This is a genomic window from Streptococcus danieliae, from assembly GCF_025447695.1.
Taxonomy (GTDB): Bacteria; Bacillota; Bacilli; order Lactobacillales; family Streptococcaceae; genus Streptococcus; species Streptococcus danieliae.
This window is the reverse complement of sequence record NZ_JAOBSU010000143.1, coordinates 1-3,274: the sequence shown is the minus strand read 5'-3', so window position 1 is coordinate 3,274 and position 3,274 is coordinate 1. Positions and strand designations below refer to the sequence as shown.

Here is a 3,274-nt window from a genome sequence, read left to right as displayed (position 1 = left end):
TTGTCAGTCAAGGCCGGTGTTGAGGTTGCAGGGGTTCCTGGAACGACATTCTTGTCTTCATAGGCAGGGTCAAGCGTATCTGCTTTTTTAGCAACATCTGCCACAAATGAATCTAAAGCAAGAGCGGCTGAAATATCCGAAGTCGGTACATCTTTGAAAAAGACACCTGAAGTATAGATAGCTGGAGCACTTAAGTTTGGTTCTACCGTAATCGGTACAGATTTCGCTCGACCTTCACCATCCGCTGTAATACTTGTTGGTGAACCAATTGGCTCGCCATTTTTAAACCACTGAATTTGGTATTCCCGATTTGGCATTAAACCAGATGTCGTTGATTCAACGGTTGTACCAGGCGCTGCCTTATTATCTGTTGTATCATAAACTAAGACATCATGATTTGGTTGGTGTGCGAGGAGAGCAAAATTTTGCCAGTCATTATTATCGGATTCTAAAGCCTTGGTTAAGGTATCCGCAGTACTTTGGAACATATTTGTTTGGTAGTTATTTGACCAAACAGCATAATCATCAGTAACTGGAGCAGCGTAGACATAATCACTATTGATATGGCGATGTTTTTGCCCGATTGTCCCATTCCACTTCATCAATGCACTATTATCTGCATCTTTATCAGAAACAACTTTTCCATACTCTGCATCTGATACTTTCCAAGAAATACGTAAACCTGCATTTTGCTGAGTACGAGATACACCATACAATCCCTTAAATGGAATGTAGTAAGAGCCATCTGGCTTCACAACACCCACTACACTTTCAGCAATATGTGAACCAACTCCATTGGCCGCTTGGTAATCAGTAACGATTTTTTTCTGAGCTGCCGCAAACTCTTCTAATGTATAGTTCTTATGTGTATTTTTCCAAGAGTCAAATAAACGAGCGACTTCATCATTGACATAAGAAGCAACAACTCTTACGCCTGTCGCGCTTTGATCTCCCTTGGCTTGTGGAAGTACTCCACCGTTGATCCATTGATTGGCTAAAGTCCCCGGAGCATCTCCATTTTCATACCAAACCGTACCACGAAGAGTTCCATAGTTCCCTTTTTCTGGCCACTCACCGCTACTACTTGGAGCACTACTCCACTCTGCTTGTGGTTTCACTAGCCAAGATTCTGTGAACGGTTTTTCCTGGAGGATAACATGCGAATTTACAATTCTATTAACCCCAGCCGTGAAATCCCATGATTCATTCTTACGATTGGTCCTCGTGTGGAATCCGTAGGTTTTATCACCATGCTGAATAATATTATATTTAGCTGGATCAGGATTTTCAACCCATGTACGAACCGCAAATTTTGTATCTCCAGCCAGCTGGAAGCTATGTGATGTCCCAGAAGCATCAACGATTGGTTTTGACAAATCAATCACAAAACTACCATCTGGATTAGTCTTCGTGTAATAGACTGGTGAAACAAATCCCTTACCATTAACCCACTGAATATAAACTTTGACATCAGACAGCATCTTAGAATTGCTGTTAGTTCCATCCAGTGTCCCATCACGGTAGAGCCAAGCTTTACCTTGATAGCCTTTATCTTGCATGTCTTTACCCGGAGAATAAATCGCCTCCGAAATATCAAATGGCGGGGTATTCTGATCAGCACCGAGACTAGCTGCTCGAACAGCCGAACGGAAGCGAGAAACTGTATAAGCCGCTTCAAATGAGTGGTTCATATTCTCCATATTGGAGAGAGCAGTAGCTGTGTTTTCGAGTAGATCTTTAGTCTCAATAACTGGATTCGCCTGTTTTGCTTCAATAGTTGGCAAAGAATCCATTAGGGAATCTTTAGAAGCTGTCTCTACTGCTTCTGTAGACACAGTAGTAGGTTCAATAACAGTTTCTAGTATCGGGCTACTGATAACTGTCTTGTTAGCTACAGCAACTGATTCACTTTGATTGAGTGACTGCACAGAAGTCAAGGATTCTACAGATTTTTTTGGGGGCCTTGTATCTTCCGAAGCAATTGGTTGAGTCTCTTCAATCTCCTCATCAGATACTTCTACTTTCTTTTCCTCAGCTTGAGTCTCCTCTCCCTCAAGTTTATTAGAGGAATCTTGGACCATAACTTGGTTTGTTAATGGAGCTTGATAAGTCCTTGTTTCCACTTCATCGGTCCTATCCGTATCATCTTGATCGGTAGTCGCGACTACTGAAGAATCCGTATCAGGCTCCTCCCCAACTGTAACCTCATCTGCACCTACCATAGAGTTAGCCCCTAGAGCTAGCACAAGTGAGCAGCCAAATAAGAAATGTTTCCCTTTTTTGACCATACGCCAGTTGGTTTGTTTTACACCTTTCCTATTAAAATACATAGTATCCTCCTAATTCTAATGATACAAGTTAAGTATACCATAAAATTATACAAAAACACTAAACTTGACAAAGAATATATATTTTTATAATTGATAAAAAAATACCCGAGAAAGTTACATTTGGTTAGTTTCAAATTCTGGAATAGACTTCCTGCAAAACTATAATATGATAAACTAAAGCTATGGATTATGAATCCAGTAACCCGAATTATTCATGGGCACCTCTAAATACCTCCGTTTTTCTGCAAATTAAGTTATTGAAACCTTGATAAATCAACGTTTGGATTTTTAGGGATTGAGTTTTTAGAGGTGCCCTCATATGATAACTAAAAAAACCAGGCGGAATCCTTGGATTATCAACGATTCCACCTGATTTTTATGATAGGTATGAATAATTTGGGAGTAAAAAACTTTCCGATGCAGGCTTTAAACGCCTAGTTGGTGTTGAGAGAATAACTTTTGAAAAAATGTTAGAAATCTTGACAGTTACTTATCAGGCAAAACACTATAAGGGTGGCCATAAACCCAAAATGAGTTTAGAAGACATCGTCAGTTTTCAGGGATTCCACAAAACACTCATAACAACAAAGAGGCTGGGATCACTCCCAGCCTCTTTGGCTATTTTGAAGTTCGATTAGACTTGATTGCGTCTTAGTCTTCTTCTTTTTTCTTTACTAGGGCTGCACCGGCTAGGAGGCTAGCTGCTCCTGCTAGAGCTAGAGTTGCTCCTGATTCAGTTCCAGTTTCTGGAAGAGTTTTCACTTCCGGACTTGCAGCTGTCGGTACTGGACAATCTACTGCTGGAACAACTGGACACTCTTCTACTGGTTTCATCGTTCCACGTTTAATCACACGCTTCACTGCTGAAATTTCTTCCTCAGTAACAACTTCTGTCACCTCACCAGTCTCTTCGTTCAGAGTGTAAGTTTTCTTGACGATCCGTT

General features: G+C 40.8%; 1 protein-coding gene and 2 pseudogenes. 1 reads left to right on the top strand and 2 read right to left on the bottom strand.

Annotated features, from left to right (window positions below; all coding sequences use genetic code 11):
* Positions 1–2,330 (bottom strand): annotated as a pseudogene (locus tag N4310_RS08015) (Rib/alpha-like domain-containing protein); the annotation flags it as partial.
* Positions 2,331–2,731: 401 nt separating this feature from the next.
* Here N4310_RS08015 and N4310_RS08010 point away from each other — a divergent pair.
* Positions 2,732–2,881, top strand: a pseudogene (locus N4310_RS08010) (IS5/IS1182 family transposase); the annotation flags it as partial.
* Positions 2,882–2,981: 100 nt separating this feature from the next.
* On the opposite strand, the gene N4310_RS08005 reads toward N4310_RS08010, so the two are convergent.
* On the bottom strand, positions 2,982–3,274 hold a 293-nt coding region (locus tag N4310_RS08005), incomplete at its 5' end, for an LPXTG cell wall anchor domain-containing protein (protein ID WP_262092758.1).